The 13,374-nt window shown below is 61.1% G+C and carries 14 protein-coding genes; 6 read left to right on the top strand and 8 right to left on the bottom strand.

Annotated elements, in window-relative coordinates:
• Positions 1-31: 31 nt before the first annotated feature.
• Positions 32-613: a uracil-DNA glycosylase family protein gene (locus ACFWHB_RS18910; RefSeq protein WP_111913429.1), complete on the top strand. Its 582-nt coding sequence runs from the start codon at positions 32-34 to the stop codon at positions 611-613.
• Position 614: 1 nt separating this feature from the next.
• On the opposite strand, the gene ACFWHB_RS18905 is transcribed toward ACFWHB_RS18910, so the two are convergent.
• Positions 615-1,472, bottom strand: a complete 858-nt coding sequence (locus tag ACFWHB_RS18905) for a DMT family transporter (protein ID WP_005331061.1) — start codon at positions 1,470-1,472, stop codon at positions 615-617.
• Between the two features lie 91 nt (positions 1,473-1,563).
• Between ACFWHB_RS18905 and ACFWHB_RS18900 the strand changes: the two genes are divergently transcribed.
• Positions 1,564-2,454, top strand: coding sequence for a LysR substrate-binding domain-containing protein (locus tag ACFWHB_RS18900; RefSeq protein WP_025325605.1), 891 nt, complete (start codon positions 1,564-1,566; stop codon positions 2,452-2,454).
• A gap of 97 nt (positions 2,455-2,551) precedes the next feature.
• Here ACFWHB_RS18900 and znuB read toward each other — a convergent pair whose 3' ends face one another.
• Positions 2,552-3,331 carry a zinc ABC transporter permease subunit ZnuB gene (gene znuB, locus ACFWHB_RS18895; protein WP_025325606.1) on the bottom strand — a complete coding sequence of 260 codons (780 nt, stop codon included), beginning with the start codon at positions 3,329-3,331 and terminating at the stop codon, positions 2,552-2,554.
• A 20-nt stretch (positions 3,332-3,351) separates the two neighbouring features.
• Complete coding sequence (gene znuC, locus ACFWHB_RS18890) at positions 3,352-4,116, bottom strand: zinc ABC transporter ATP-binding protein ZnuC (protein ID WP_395949037.1); 765 nt, start codon at positions 4,114-4,116, stop codon at positions 3,352-3,354.
• Positions 4,117-4,210: 94 nt separating this feature from the next.
• On the opposite strand from znuC, the gene znuA reads away from it, so the two are divergent.
• Together znuA and ACFWHB_RS18880 are read left to right on the top strand one after the other, a co-directional pair.
• Complete coding sequence (gene znuA / locus ACFWHB_RS18885) at positions 4,211-5,149, top strand: zinc ABC transporter substrate-binding protein ZnuA (RefSeq protein ID WP_395949036.1); 939 nt, start codon at positions 4,211-4,213, stop codon at positions 5,147-5,149.
• A 76-nt stretch (positions 5,150-5,225) separates the two neighbouring features.
• A complete protein-coding gene (locus tag ACFWHB_RS18880) occupies positions 5,226-5,900 on the top strand; it encodes a transglutaminase-like cysteine peptidase (RefSeq protein ID WP_111913433.1) in 675 nt (224 codons plus the stop codon).
• Here the strand turns inward: ACFWHB_RS18880 and ACFWHB_RS18875 are convergent.
• Positions 5,895-6,836: a TAXI family TRAP transporter solute-binding subunit gene (locus ACFWHB_RS18875; protein ID WP_168236355.1), complete on the bottom strand. Its 942-nt coding sequence runs from the start codon at positions 6,834-6,836 to the stop codon at positions 5,895-5,897. The two genes, ACFWHB_RS18880 and ACFWHB_RS18875, sit on opposite strands and share 6 nt — an antisense overlap.
• Positions 6,833-8,131: a LapD/MoxY N-terminal periplasmic domain-containing protein gene (locus ACFWHB_RS18870; RefSeq protein ID WP_395949035.1), complete on the bottom strand. Its 1,299-nt coding sequence runs from the start codon at positions 8,129-8,131 to the stop codon at positions 6,833-6,835. Before ACFWHB_RS18870 ends, ACFWHB_RS18875 begins: the two co-directional genes overlap by 4 nt.
• Before the next feature lie 270 nt (positions 8,132-8,401).
• Between ACFWHB_RS18870 and mepM the strand changes: the two genes are divergently transcribed.
• On the top strand, positions 8,402-9,739 hold the full coding sequence (mepM, locus tag ACFWHB_RS18865) for a murein DD-endopeptidase MepM (RefSeq protein ID WP_111913439.1): 1,338 nt from the start codon (positions 8,402-8,404) through the stop codon (positions 9,737-9,739).
• A gap of 62 nt (positions 9,740-9,801) precedes the next feature.
• On the opposite strand, the gene ACFWHB_RS18860 is transcribed toward mepM, so the two are convergent.
• Positions 9,802-11,021 (bottom strand): IS3 family transposase gene (locus tag ACFWHB_RS18860; protein ID WP_395949034.1). Its coding sequence is split into 2 segments (ribosomal slippage): positions 9,802-10,673 and positions 10,673-11,021, totalling 1,221 coding nucleotides; the frame shifts between segments, so codons are not numbered across the junction.
• Between the two features lie 109 nt (positions 11,022-11,130).
• The gene (locus tag ACFWHB_RS18855) at positions 11,131-12,075 is read right to left on the bottom strand and encodes a D-2-hydroxyacid dehydrogenase (RefSeq protein ID WP_163147990.1); all 945 of its coding nucleotides are present in this window, start codon (positions 12,073-12,075) and stop codon (positions 11,131-11,133) included.
• A 162-nt stretch (positions 12,076-12,237) separates the two neighbouring features.
• Between ACFWHB_RS18855 and ACFWHB_RS18850 the strand changes: the two genes are divergently transcribed.
• On the top strand, positions 12,238-12,819 hold the full coding sequence (locus ACFWHB_RS18850) for a YjaG family protein (protein WP_106885051.1): 582 nt from the start codon (positions 12,238-12,240) through the stop codon (positions 12,817-12,819).
• A gap of 65 nt (positions 12,820-12,884) precedes the next feature.
• Here ACFWHB_RS18850 and ACFWHB_RS18845 read toward each other — a convergent pair whose 3' ends face one another.
• Positions 12,885-13,364, bottom strand: coding sequence for a MarR family winged helix-turn-helix transcriptional regulator (locus tag ACFWHB_RS18845; protein ID WP_025325615.1), 480 nt, complete (start codon positions 13,362-13,364; stop codon positions 12,885-12,887).
• Between the last annotated feature and the right edge of the window lie 10 nt (positions 13,365-13,374).

The raw sequence follows: 13,374 nt of genomic DNA, 5'->3' as shown, positions 1-13,374 counted from the left end.
ATCCTGCCGGAAACTCTGTTACCATCAGGCCATGAACCGACTCGACCTGCTGTTTGAACAGATCCGGGCCTGCCGCCTGTGCGAGGCCCACCTGCCGCTGGGGCCGAGGCCGGTGATCCGCGGCAGCGAGCGCGCTCGCCTGCTGATCATCGGTCAGGCGCCCGGTACCCGCGTCCATGCCAGCGGCATCCCCTGGGATGACCCCTCCGGCGATCGGCTGCGCCACTGGCTCGGGGTGGACAAGGCCACCTTCTACGACGAGTCCCGCATCGCCATCATGCCGATGGGGCTCTGCTACCCCGGCAAGGGCAAGTCGGGGGATCTGCCGCCCAGACCCGAGTGCGCGCCCACCTGGCACGACAAGGTGCTGATGCTGTTGCCCAACATAGAGCTGACCCTGCTGATCGGCCAGTACGCTCAGCGGCACTATCTGCGTGATGCGGGCAAGGATTCGCTTACCGAGACGGTGCGCAACTGGGCTGACTATGGCCCGGCCTGGTTGCCGCTGCCGCACCCTTCGCCCCGCAACACCTTCTGGCTCAAGAAGAATCCCTGGTTCGAGCAGGCCGTGATCCCCCATCTGCAGCAGAGGGTTGCCCCCTTGCTGCTCTGATTCAGACCGCCGGCTCTGCCAGCGGCTTTGACTTGCCGCGCGCCATGGCGACCAGCGGCAGTATGATGCACAGGCACCCCAGCAGCAGCGGCAGACCCGGTTGCTCGTCGAACAACCAGACCCCGATGGCGACCGCCATCAGCAGGCCCGTGTATTCCGCCGAGGCGATCTTGCTCGCCTCCGCCTTGCGATAGGCCACCACGCACAAGCCCGCATAGACCATGATCAGCGCCGAGGAGCCGAAGGCGGGCCACCACATCTGCCACTGCCAGGCTCCCCCTTCCCACCAGGCCAGCGCCAGTATGATCGGCATGCTCAGCACGTTGGTGAAGAACAGGGTCTGGGCTATGGGCTGCTTGAGGGGGATCCGCTTGATCAGCAGGTTGTTGACCGCCATGGAGAGGGCTACCCCAAGCGCCGCCAGGGCGGCCCAGTTCACCTCGGTCGGGCGCAGCACTATCAGCACACCGATGAAACCCACCAGGGCCGTCAGCACCTTCTGGCGCGACAGCGCTTCCCCTGCCAGCCAGACCGCGAGCGGCACCATCAGCAGCGGGGCCGCATAGAAGAGGGCGTTGGCGGTGGCCAGCGGCAAGCGGGTGAGGGCGACCACCATCAGGCAGACGCCGATTGCCCAGATGTGAGCCCGCAGCAGGTGCCACTTGATGGCCACCGGCGGGTTGCGCCGCCAGGACCAGAGCAGCCAGGGTGCCAGCAGGAGGGCGGCGGAGAGCTGGCGGAAGAAGACGAACTGGAACACCGGCTGGCTCGGCTCCAGCACCTTGACCAGCGCATCGGAGAAGACCGCCACCATGTTGCCCAGCACCAGATAGAGGATGCCAATCCCGACTGCGTTCATACCACCTCCCACGTTAGATGAGGGAAGGGTAGTCTGACGCCCGTTATCCAGTAAAATGATAAAAAATCACCATCCATGAGAATTTTGGATAATGAAGCTACCTCCCCTGCGCGCCGTTCAATACTTCGAGGCGGTTGCCCGCCTGCTCAGCTTCTCCCGTGCGGCCCTGGAGCTCAATGTCAGCCAGAGCGCGGTCAGCCACCAGATCCGCCTGCTGGAGGACTTTCTGGGGGAGCGGCTGCTGCTGCGCCAGGGGCGCCTGCTGTCACTGACCGCCCAGGGGGAGAGCTATTTCGAGGGGATCTCCGCCGGGCTCGGCCAGATAGCCCAGAGCAGCGAACAGCTGCGCGGTGGCGGCGAGATGCGGCTGCGGCTCGCGGTCTACAGCTCGTTCGCGGTGAAGTGGCTGATCCCCAGGCTGGCCGGGCTGCGCCAGCTCTACCCCGAGCTGGATCTGAGCCTCGAGATGGTGGCGGAAGATCCCGAACTCTCCGATCGGGTGGCGGATTGCTTCATTACCGTCTCCCCCCACGGGCGCGGCTATTGCCACGATCTCATCTATCGGGAGCGGCTCTTTCCGGTCTGCAGCCGTCGCCTGTTGCAGCAGGTGGAGGGAGAGTGGCCTGCCGCCATCTGGCAGTTGCCGCTGCTCTCGGTGCAGTCCATCTACAAGGCGCGGGGGGAGGATTGGCAGCGCTGGGCCAAGGCGGGGGGGCTGGTCATTCCGGACGAGGCGCGGATGCACCACTTCAGTCATGTGCTGCTGGCGATGGAGGCGGCGGCCTGGGATCAGGGGGTGGCGTTCGTGAACGATTACATGCTGCGACCGGACGATCCCCAGCTGGTGGCCTTGCCGGTGCACCAGCTGGAGACGGGGGATGCCTTCTACTTCACCTGCAAGCGATCCCGGGCCCATGAGCCCGCCATCAGCCGGCTGCGCCAGTGGCTGATGATGGAGACGCGCCAGAGCATGCCGCTCTAGCCGGCGGGCTGCCGGCTCAGGATAAACAGGGGGCAGGGGATGAACGAGGGGCCGAGGGTTGGAGCGGCCTGACAACTAGGATCAGGCCACTCCAGGCTCAGGCTTTCTTGAACTGGCTCAGGATAAAGAGGCTGGTGGCGCAGACCACGACCGAGGGGCCTGCCGGTGTGTCCTGGTACCAGGAGAGGGTCAGGCCCCCTAGTACGGCGAGACAGCCGATCAGGGCCGCGAAGCCGGCCATCTGCTCCGGCGTCTGGCTGAAGCGGCGGGCGGTGGCGGCGGGAATGATCAGCAAGGATGTGATGATCAGCGCCCCGACAAACTTCATGGCCACGGCGATCACCAGGCCTATCAGCAGCATCAGCACGCAGCGCAGCACGTCGACCCGCACTCCCTCCACTCGCGCCAGCTCCTCCGAGATGGTCATGGAGAGCAGGGGATCCCACAGCCGCCACAGGGTGAGCAGCACCAGGGCGCCGCCGCCGTAGATCCAGAGCAGATCCATGGGTTGTACCGAGAGCAGGTCGCCGAACAGGTAGGCCATCAGATCCACCCGCACGTTGTCCATGAAGCTCAAGGTAACCAGGCCAAGGGAGAGGGCGCTGTGGGCCAGGATGCCGAGCAGGGTATCGGTCGCCACCTGCTGGTTGCGGCTCATGATCACCAGCAGCATGGCCATGGCGAGGCAGCAGACTACCACCGCCAGGGTGAGATCCACCTGCAGCAGTATGCCGAGGGCGATGCCGAACAGACAGGCGTGGGAGAGGGTGTCGCCGAAGTAGGCCATCTTGCGCCACACCACGAAGCTGCCGAGGGGCCCGGCCAGCAGGGCGATGCCGAGGCCGGCCGCGAGGGCATATAACAGAAAGCTGTCCACTTGAATGTCCTTAACTGCGCTTATGTATTGCGAGACGGCAGGCGGATGACGGGGGCCTGCGGCTCATGATGATGGTGTTCGCCGTCGCAGTGATGATGGTGGGTATAGACCGCCAGCACCTCCCGCTCCGGGCGGCCGAACAGGCGGGCAAATTCGGGGTGGCGCGCCACGCTCTCCGGCTCGCCGTGGCAGCAGATGTGGCGATTGAGGCAGATCACCTCGTGGGTGCTGGCCATTACCAGGTGCAGATCGTGGGAGACCATCAATACGGCGCAGTTGAACTCGGCCGCCAGCTGGCTGATGAGGGCGTAGAGCTCGATCTGGCCCGTGATATCCACCCCCTGGACCGGTTCGTCCAGCACCAGCAGCTCGGGCTTGACCAGCAGGGCGCGGGCCAGCAGCACTCGCTGCATCTCGCCGCCGGAGAGTTTCTGCATCCGGTTGTCCAGCAGCTCCTGGGCACCGACCCGCTCCAGCGCTTCCTCGATGGAGAGGCGGCTGTTCTTGCCGAGCTGCAGGAAGCGGCGCACCGTCAGTGGCAGGGTGGGATCCAGATAGAGGCGCTGGGGAACATAGCCGACCCGCAGATCGCGACGACGAATGATCTTGCCGGAGTCCGGGTTGAGCAGGCCCAGCACCAGCTTGCTCAGGGTGCTCTTGCCCGCCCCGTTGGGGCCGACTAGTGTGGTGATTTTGCCTTTGTTCAGGGTAAAGGAGACCTTGTCGAGCACGGACCGTCCGTCAAATGACAGACAGACCTCTTTCAGCTCCACCAGTTGGGTCATGACAGCTCCGGGGTTTACAGCCTGTGAGAGTTATAATATAACAGCGACGTTGGTTTGTTATATTATCACACACTCACTCCCTGACGAGACCTCTATGCGAATTCTTACTCTGATCACTGCGCTGCTGGCGGTGAGTCTGCCTGTCCGCGCCCTCGAGGTGCTGACCACCATCAAACCCCTGGGTTTTATCGCGGCGGCCATCACGGATGGCGTGAGCGAGCCCAAAGTCTTGCTGCCAACCGGCGCCTCTCCCCATGACTTCTCCCTGCGCCCTTCCGATATTCGCAGCATCAATGACGCCGATCTGGTGGTGTGGGTCGGCCCCGAGCTGGAAGGTTTCATGGCCAAGCCGCTGGCCGATCATCCCCACAAGCTGACCCTGACCCAGGTTCCGGGGATGCCGCTGTTCAACTACGCGACTCAGGGCAGCCAGGATCCCGCTCATCATGACGACCACGACCATGATCACGCCGCCCATGAGCACGATGACCACGATGAAGGTCATGAGGGGCATCACCATGAGGGGGTGGATCCCCATATCTGGCTGGGGCCGACCCAGGCCAAGGTGATTGCCAAGGCGATCGCGACCGAGCTTGGCAAGCAGGATCCGGTCAATCAGGCCCGTTATGCCGCCAACCTTGCCGCATTCGATGCCAAGGTGGACGCCAAGGACAAGGTGATCGCCGAACAGATGAAGGCGGTGAACCAGAAGGGCTATTTCGTGTTTCACGAGGCCTATGGATACTGGGAGCGTCACTACGGCATGAACTCCAAGGGCCACTTCACCGTGAGCCCGGAGCGTCGCCCCGGCGCCAAGACCTTGGTGGAGATCCGCAAGGCGCTTGAAGAGAAACAGGCGAGCTGCATCTATGCCGAGCCGCAATTCTCGCCTGCGGTGATCGAATCGGTCGCCCGCAACACAGGCGCCAAGGTGTTGCTGCTCGATGAAGTGGGTGAGCAGGTGACGCTTGGTCCCGATGCTTATCCTCACTTCATGCAACAGCTGGCCGACGCCTTCGCCCAGTGCCGCTGAGTCATCCCAGACTCGCCCTATGGGGCGGCCGCGGCCAACTATACTGACCTCCAGCGTCTGATATGGAGCGTCAGTTATGAAATTATTGCTTGTCCCCACCTGCACCCTGGCACTGCTCTGTGCCAGCGTGCAGGCCTCCCGCCTGTCCGAGCACATTGCCAGCCCCGAGCTGAAGGCAAAAATGCAGGAAGTCTATGGTGCCAGGGCTATCCAGCGCGCCGAGGCCTTTTCACGCCTGCTCGCGCCCAGAGCGGGCACCACGGATCAGCAGAAGCTGGAACTGGTAAATAACTACTTCAACAATCTGACCTACAGCGAGGATCCCAGGCTTTGGGGGGACGAGGACTACTGGGCCAATCCGCTGGAATTCATCGGGGCCAGAGGGGGTGACTGCGAGGATTACAGCATCTCCAAGTACTACACCCTGATGGAGCTCGGCGTCGACGAGAAGAAACTGCGGCTGGCCTATGTGAAGGCGATCCGCTACAACCAGTTTCACATGGTGACGCTCTATTTCCCGACGACCAAGTCCGACCCTCTGGTGCTGGACAACATCAATGGTCGCATCCTGCCCGGCAGCAAGCGCAATGACCTGCAACCCGTGTACAGCTTCGACGCCAAGAGCATCTGGGTCATGAAGTCACGTCGTGAGGGGACCCTGGCCGGGAGTGCCGATCGCCTGACCCAATGGAAGTCGATGCAGAGCCGCTTCTCCAGCGAACATCTGCGTGCCCCCCGCCGCCAGCTATAGCTTGCCTGCGGCCTTCAACTCCTCGAAATACCTTGCCGCCCCCGGATGTTGCGGGGCGTTCAGCACAGGACCAATCTTGTTGCGCGCCTTGTGGAACAGGTTGGCATAGCCATAGGTCTGCTCGTTGAAACTGGTCTGCTGGCTCAGCATGGCCTTGGTCAGGCGATAGGCGTCTTCATCCGGCGTGGCGGCATTGGTCACCAGGGTGGCGGCGATGGCAAAGGTGGGGGTGGCTTTCAGGTTGCCGGGATAGATGCGGGCCGGTACCTGGCTACGCTGGTAGAATTTGACGCCTTGCAGCAGTTGATCCCGAGTCGCACCTTCGATGGCCATGAAACGGATGGCGCAGCGCTTGGATGTCTCCAGCACGATCCGGTTCGGGTGCCCCATCACCAACCCATAGGCATCGATCTGTTTGCTGCACAAGGCTTCGGACAGATTGGCCACGCTCTTCAGATCGAGATCCTGTTCCTTTGCCCCCAAGACGTTGAACAGTGCCAGCGCCGTCTGGCGAGTGCCCGAACTCTTGAGTCCCATGTCGATGGGGGCCAGCTTGAGTTGCTCCAGGGTGGTGATGTCGCCATCGGCTCGCACCACTATGGTGAAAGGCTCAGCATGGGTGGCAAAGAGGGTTCTCAATTCGGGCTGGGGTTGCTTGGCAAAGGGTCCCGTGCCCTGGCTGGCCTGATAGAGCCAGTCAGACTGGACGAGGGCGTAGGGGATCTCTGCGGCTTGCAACTGCCGCAGATTCTCGATGGAGCCCGAACTGGCCTGGGGTTTGCATTGCAGTGTGGGGTCGCTCTTGTGAGCCAGTCGACAGAACTCCTTGATGACCTGGTAATAGATACCCTGTTCTCCCCCCGTGCCTATGGTCATGGACACTGCATGCGAGCCGGGCTGCCACAGCAGGGCAAGCAATAGGATAGGGATTCTCATGATGCCTCCTGGCTGGCATAGCCATCGATGCCCCAACTGCGCAGGGTATCCGTGTCGTTGATGTCGCCAGCTTCCGCCAGCAGGGTATAGCCGGAGGCATGCAGACACTGGGAAAGCAGGTTCCAGTAGAGGGGGGCCTGGGTCAGCTGGCAGCTGATGAAGACCGGCTTGATGGGGTCTAGCTTTGTCAGGTTGTCGTTGTTCATGGGCACATTGCTGAATGCCATCTCGACCCCCTGAGCCTGAAGCGCCCCCAGGCGCTCCTCGGCCAGGGGAGGGAAGCTTGCCAGATCCCAGCGCCAGTCCAGGGTCTTGCTCCTGGCGCTGGCCAGGGAGGAGGCGAACTGTGCCCAGTCGGGGTGATTGAGCAGGCTGAGGGGGAGCTGTAGCCCTTCCGTCTTCTGAGTCAGCCAGTCGTTGAGCAGCGCCCGGATCTCATCCGGCGAGCTGTCCGTGGTAGGTGGGGTCTGGGGCAGTAACCGGCTATAGAGGCGGATGTTTCCCTGAGTGGAGAAAAAGTGCTGCAGGTACATGCCGTTGGCGATGTCGGTCAACCCCGCGAGTTTCTGATGTGCCAGCAGGCTGTCATGTTTGCCGAGCTGGGTGATCTTGAGTCTTTGCTGCAGCAGATCCCGCTTGCGCTCGGAGACCAGCTGGTTGATGGAGACCACGACCTCCTGCAACTCGCGAAGCCATGGGGTTGGCAGATTGCCGCTGAACTGGCGTTTGCGGATCTGCACCAATTGCAGGCTGACTTGTTCGAGGGGGCGCAGCAGGCGGCCGCATACCCAGGTGATCACCAGAGTGAATACCAGCAGCCCCGCGAGCAGTGCCAGTCCGGTGCGGCTGATGGCGTTCCAGAGGTGTTGGTAGGCGTATCCCTCGTGGCCTTCGAGGGTGAGGGTGCCTAGAATGCGCCAGCCATCGGTGAGCTCCTGCTCGATCTTGACAGGTGGCATGTGGACGACAGCGGGCAGCCAGCTGGGGATATTTTGCTGGGCCGTGTGGAAGACTTTCTGGAACAGCAACTGGCCATCGGGATCCAGCAGCGTGACCGAGCTGACGAAGCCGCCATCGAACATGGCGTTGACTATGGTTTCCGCCAGCACCTTGTCATCGTTGAGCAGGGTGCCTTGCAGTACCAGACCCAGGGCCGTGATGGCCGTCTCCAGGTTGGCCGACATCTGATCGAGGATGGACTGCCGTACCGTGGTGATCTCCAGCATGAGCAGCAGAATGGCACCAATGGTGAACAGGATCAGGATGATTACATTTAACAATCTTGCCAATGACATACCCACTCCCTGGAAATGTTTTTGCAACATCTGATGGTCCGGGGGTGAACGCAACCGGACTTGGTTCTTAAAAATAGAAAAAAATGGCTGAAAAAGGCGATCATTTCTGCCCATGCAGGAAGGTTATGCATAAAATGTGAGTTTCGTGCATATCGCGATGAACTTTTTGTAAGTATTTAGGTCTAAAACCCAGATATTCGGTTTTCATAATAAAAAATCATAAAAACAGACCCACAACTACCACCCTTAGATCTAATAACAGGATAGCGGATGAAACGTCTCCGTCCCTTGGTAGCACAGGCTGCCAATTGGGAACCCCCGGTTCCCCGCAAACATTTTTACGCCATGCTATTGCTCACGGCCATGACGCTGTCAGCGGTAGCCGTATTGCCAGCTCCAGGTGACATCCTTGAGCGGCCATTGCGTCTGGAGTTGCCCATTGCCACCACTGGCACGGCAACCAACGAAGACAATACGGATTTTAACGACATCCCGGATCACGAACTGGTGGAAGCCGCGGCGCCGGAAGATGACATTCCGGCCGATGCCACGCCCCAGTGGCAGGATTACCGGGTACGCAACGGCGAGAACCTGACCACCATCTTCAACAATCTCGGCCTCTCCACCACCACCCTCTACAAGGTGCTGGATGCGGATGCCAAGAACAATCTGGCCCGCCTCAAGCCTGGCCAGACCATAGAGTTGCTGATCGATCAGGACAACATACTGCAGCAACTGAAGATCCGCCTGAACATCAAGCAGACTCTGGTGCTGGAGCGTACCGACGACACTTACAGCGCCAACATGCTCAATGAAGAGGTGCAGTGGCAGCAGAAGAGTTATGACGGCGTCATCAATGGCAGCTTCTACGTCAGCGCCCGCAACGCGGGGATCCCGGCCAACCACATCCAGAAGATTGCCAACCTGTTCCAGTGGCGCCTGAATTTCGCCAAGGATCTGCAAAGAGGCGACAAGTTCAAGGTGTTGGTGAGACAGGAGACTGTCGAGGGCAAGAGCACGGGCAACACCCAACTGCTGGGCGTCGAAGTGTTCAGCCAGGGCAAGGCGGTATCGGCCTGGCTGTCGGAAGATGGCAACTATTATGACGGCCAGGCGAACAGCCTGGAGCGCGGCTTCCGCCGGTATCCGACCCATAGTCGCTATCGGGTCAGCTCCAACTTCAACCCGGCCCGACGCCACCCCATTACCGGCCAGGTCCGCCCCCATGAGGGGACTGACTTCGCCCTGCCGGTGGGGACGCCCGTGATGGCGACCGGTGACGGTGTGGTACTCAAGGCGACCCGCCACCCCCTCGCGGGCACCTATGTGGTGATAAAGCACGGCCGCACCCTGATGACTCGCTATCTGCACCTGAGCAAGTTGCTGGTCAAACCCGGCCAGAAGGTGAAGATGGGGGACAAGATAGCGCTCTCCGGCAACACGGGCCGCTCTACCGGTGCCCATCTGCACTATGAGGTGCGAGTCAACAATCGCCCGGTGGACCCCATGAAGGTCAAGCTGCCGATGGCGGAGCCGCTCTCCGGCAAGGACAAGCGCCAGTTCCTTGCCAAGGTGAAGAGCTATCGCAAGGAGATGGAGGCGGGTTGAGCCCCTCTCTGCGTGTCTAGTCCTGAAATAGGTTTACACATTTTCGTCTAGCTTCACGCGACTCAGAACCCCCGATGCACCGCATCGGGGGTTCTGTATTTCAAGGCATGATGCGGCCGCTCCAGGTTGTAAATATCTACCGCCTCGCGCACCATCTCCCGCGCTTGCGCCAGGTCCTGCGGGCTTTGTAACAGCAACTCTCCTTTCAAAATCCCATTCACCCGCTCCGCCAACGCATTTTGGTAACAGTCATAGCCATCCGTCATCGAGCACCGGACCCCGTGCCGTTCATGCAATGACTGATACAGGCCCGAGCAATACTGCACGCCGCGGTCCGAGTGATGGATAAGCCCCTCGCCGCCACGCCGTTGCTTCAGCGCTTTCTTGAACGCCATGCCCACCGACTCGGCGTGCATCCCTTCGTGCACGTGATGGCCCACTATTTTGCGTGAGTACGCATCCGTCACCAGGCTCAGGTACAGCGGCCCGCTCCTGGCTGGCAGATAGGTGATATCGGCGACCCAGACCTGCTCCGCTGCCACCGGTGTGACCTGCTCCGACCCTGCCTTGAGCAAGTTGGGATAACGGTAGAAGCGGTGAAAACTGTGGGTGGTCTTGTGATACGCCCGCTTTGGCTGCACCAGCAGGCGGTGCTCGGCCAATATCTGAAACAGCCTGTCCCGCCCGACCTTGAGCCCGCCATCATCCTGACCCTGCAGCAGATAATGCAGCTTGCGGGTGCCCACCCGCGGTTGGCGTAACCGTACCTGACGCACGAAGCGCACCACCTGCAGTCCCTGTGCGTGGCGCACGTCTGCAACTCGATTGCGCTTGTAGTAAGCCTGACGGCTTATTCCCAGAAACAGGCAAGCCCTGACGATGGTCAGCCTCTGGACTTGCCGCTGCGAGAGGACTTGCCGGGTCGCTTTTTTACGATGGAGACGCCGTAATCATTCTTCAGCACATCGACGACGGCCTCAAAGAACTGGGCCTTCTGGCTCATCAACGCCAGCTGCTGCTCAAGCTCCTTGATGCGCTGTTCGGGTGTCTGGTTGTCGGGGTCAGGCATGGTGATGCTCCTGCCGGCGCGCACAGAAGCCCCCTGGCTCCAATCTTGCCGACCATGTTTACGCAACCATACCAGAACGGTGGAGCGGCCCTGAATGCCATAACGAGTCTGCGCCTGTTTGTAGGTGAGCTCGCCTTTTTCGATCTGCTCGACCAGCGCCAGTTTAAAAGTCAGCGAGTAATCGCGCTGTGTCCGTTTCACACCTTGTCCCATCGGGCTCTCCATTTATGTGGGGGAAAGGTGTAAACCATATTCAGGACGGGACAGCGGATACAAAAAAGGCCCCGCCAATCTGGCGGGGCCTTTTTGCTGGTGGTTGGGCTCAGTAACCCTTGTCGAAGTCGATGCGGCCATCGAGTTGCTGACCGTCGATGAAGCGGATGTAGTTGCGGATGAAGATCTGGGCCACATCTTCCGGGAAGCTGTAGGCGCTGTTGTGGGGGGTGATGATGAGATTGGGCTGATGCCAGAGCGGGCTGTCAGCGGGCAGGGGCTCCTGCTCGAACACATCCAGCACCGCAGTGCCCAGCTTGCCGCCGCGCAATGCCGCCAGCAGATCCCCTTCATGGACCGCATTGCCCCGGCCGACGTTGAAGAAGATGGCCCCCGGCTTGCAGTGGTTGAAGCGATCGGCGGTGAACAGATGGCGGGTCTCGCGGGTCGCCGGCAGTACGCTGACGATGACGTCGGCCTGGGCCAGCATCTTGTTCAGCGTCGGCAGCTGATACACCTGATCGAAGCCGGCGCGCTCATTGCCACTGTGGCTGATGCCGAGCACCCGCATGCCGAAGTGCTTGGCGGTGTGGGCTATGTGCTGGCCTATGCTGCCGGTGCCCAGGATCAGCATGGTGCGTCCCTTGAGCCCCTGATAGGGATGGCTCTGCCACAGTCGCTGTTGCTGCTGTTCGCGGTAGAGCGGCAACTGGCGCGACAGGTTGAGCAGGTGGCCGAACACGTACTCGCTCATCAGCGGCCCGAAGATGCCGCGCACATTGGTGAGCAGGTAGTCGCGGCGGCAGCTGGCATCCAGCAGCACGTCGACCCCGGCGTAGGTGGACTGGAGCCAGCTCAGCCTGTCGGCCTTGGCCAGCAGGGGTCTGGCCCGTGCCGGTTCTGCCATCAGGATGTGGGCATCACCGATCAGCTTCTCGGCATCGCTCTGGTTGTCGGCTCGCAGTATGTGCAGATGGGGAAGGCGGGCGGCCTTGAGCAGGCGCTCATAGTGGTTGTTGTCCTGGCTGAGCAGAAGCAGGGTACGTTGGCTCATACTCTTGTTCCTTAATCATGTTTGCGGCACGGCGGAGGAGGGGTCTGTCCTCATCTTACCCCAGTTGATCGGGCAAGATAGTCGACCAGGGCGCTTTTTCGTTTTCGCCACGCCCCTCGTGGGCTACAATCTGCCCCACATTTTGCAAAGGATCCGACTCCAGTGTTTGGTGACAAGTTTTATAAGCGACTGGCCGAGCTGCAGCCTTGGCAGCAGACCGTCTACACCCTGGCGCTGGCAGAGCGCATGTACCCCAACTATGTGCTGTTTACCCAGGCAGCCGGTTTCGGGGATGCGAAGGCGTTTCGCCACGCGCTGGATCAGATGTGGAACTACCTCACCGTGAAGGGATCCCGTGTCAATCTGGGGGCCATCCTGGAGGCGTTCGAGGTCTATATTCCCGAGCCTGGCAAGTTTGAATCCTACGGAGCCTACCCGGCGCTGGATGCCTGCGTGGCGCTGGGCTGTGCCTACAACTCGGTGATCTGCCGGGTGGGGGAAGAAGCCATGGATGCCAGCCACGCTTCGGTCGGTACAGTGGCGGGTTTCATCGAGATGCTGGAAGAGCGGGATCTCAGTGACGAAGAGCTCTACGAGCACGAATACATCGAGGCAGAACTGGAGTTCCAGGTCGAGCTGCTCAAGCAGGTCGCCCATGAGCGCGACAGCGATCGCATCCTGGCCATCCGCACCTTTGCGGCCCAGGGCGGCGTCTCCAACATAGGCATCAGCCTGGAAGAGTGATCTCCCCGCACGCTTCCCATAAAAAAAGCTCCCATTCGGGAGCTTTTTTTATGGCCGTCGTTTGTTCAGGCACGCTCTTCGGTGAGCGGTCTGACGCTCAGCACGGGAGCCGCGTCTATGCCGTCGGCATTCATCATGGCCGAGATCCGTTGCAGGGAGGAGAGCAGCAGTCCCTGTTCCCAGTTCTCCAGGGCCTGGAAGCGCTGGATGAAGCTCTCCTGCAGCGGGGTGGGGGCCTGGGCGAGCAGGGCGCGACCCGCGTCAGTCAGTGTCGCATGCACCTTGCGCTTGTCGGTTTCGCTGCGGATGCGCTGCACCAGCTGGCGGCTCTCTAGCCTGTCCATGATGGTGGTCGCGGTGGCCTGGCTCATGTTGGTGTGATCGGCGAGCTGGCGCATGGAGATCTGGCCCAGCTCGTTGATCCCCTTGAGTAGCAGGAGCTGCGGCGACGTCAGCCCGGCCTCCTTGATCAGGCGCTTGGAGTGCATGTCGATGGCACGGATGATCTGGCGCAGAGCAATCAGCACTTCATCATGTTTTTCCATGGAGTCGGGG

The sequence above is a fragment of the Aeromonas mytilicola subsp. aquatica genome (genome assembly GCF_044336385.1).
GTDB lineage: Bacteria > Pseudomonadota > Gammaproteobacteria > Enterobacterales > Aeromonadaceae > Aeromonas > Aeromonas rivipollensis.
The sequence above is the reverse complement of the archived record's forward strand: the minus strand, read 5'-3'. Positions and strand labels throughout refer to the sequence as shown.

Excerpts from the sequence above, each read along its gene's own strand:
- ACFWHB_RS18910 (WP_111913429.1), top strand. The coding sequence starts at position 32 with ATGAACCGACTCGACCTGCTGTTTGAACAGATCCGGGCCTGCCGCCTG.
- ACFWHB_RS18905 (WP_005331061.1), bottom strand. The coding sequence starts at position 1,472 with ATGAACGCAGTCGGGATTGGCATCCTCTATCTGGTGCTGGGCAACATG.
- ACFWHB_RS18900 (WP_025325605.1), top strand. The coding sequence starts at position 1,564 with ATGAAGCTACCTCCCCTGCGCGCCGTTCAATACTTCGAGGCGGTTGCC.
- znuC (WP_395949037.1), bottom strand. The coding sequence starts at position 4,116 with ATGACCCAACTGGTGGAGCTGAAAGAGGTCTGTCTGTCATTTGACGGA.
- znuA (WP_395949036.1), top strand. The coding sequence starts at position 4,211 with ATGCGAATTCTTACTCTGATCACTGCGCTGCTGGCGGTGAGTCTGCCT.
- ACFWHB_RS18880 (WP_111913433.1), top strand. The coding sequence starts at position 5,226 with ATGAAATTATTGCTTGTCCCCACCTGCACCCTGGCACTGCTCTGTGCC.
- ACFWHB_RS18875 (WP_168236355.1), bottom strand. The coding sequence starts at position 6,836 with ATGAGAATCCCTATCCTATTGCTTGCCCTGCTGTGGCAGCCCGGCTCG.
- ACFWHB_RS18870 (WP_395949035.1), bottom strand. The coding sequence starts at position 8,131 with ATGTCATTGGCAAGATTGTTAAATGTAATCATCCTGATCCTGTTCACC.
- mepM (WP_111913439.1), top strand. The coding sequence starts at position 8,402 with ATGAAACGTCTCCGTCCCTTGGTAGCACAGGCTGCCAATTGGGAACCC.
- ACFWHB_RS18855 (WP_163147990.1), bottom strand. The coding sequence starts at position 12,075 with ATGAGCCAACGTACCCTGCTTCTGCTCAGCCAGGACAACAACCACTAT.
- ACFWHB_RS18845 (WP_025325615.1), bottom strand. The coding sequence starts at position 13,364 with ATGGAAAAACATGATGAAGTGCTGATTGCTCTGCGCCAGATCATCCGT.